We start from the raw sequence: 275 nt of genomic DNA, 5'->3' as shown, positions 1-275 counted from the left end.
GGGTCAAGCATATCGTCGCGCTGCGCGGGGACATGCCGGGTGGGGCCGCCTACGCGCCGCATCCGGGCGGCTATGCTTTCGCGGCGGATCTGGTCGAGGGGCTGAGAAAGGTCGCGGATTTCGAAATCTCGGTCGCCGCCTATCCGGAAACCCACCCGCAGGCGGCCAGCCCCGAGGCGGATCTTGATAATCTCAAGCGCAAGCTCGATGCCGGGGCGACCCGGGCGATCACCCAGGTATTCTTCGACAATTCCATCTTCCTGCGCTTCCTGGAC

At 65.1% G+C, this 275-nt stretch carries 1 protein-coding gene; it reads left to right on the top strand.

Annotation, left to right across the window (positions count from 1 at the left end; genetic code table 11):
* Nucleotides 1–275 (top strand): methylenetetrahydrofolate reductase (locus CKO33_RS13335; protein WP_200182707.1); only part of this gene is annotated, 275 nt, incomplete at both ends.

This window comes from Ectothiorhodospira mobilis, from assembly GCF_016584115.1.
In the GTDB taxonomy this organism is placed as follows: Bacteria; Pseudomonadota; Gammaproteobacteria; order Ectothiorhodospirales; family Ectothiorhodospiraceae; genus Ectothiorhodospira; species Ectothiorhodospira mobilis.
This window is presented reverse-complemented; position numbering and strand designations above follow the sequence as displayed.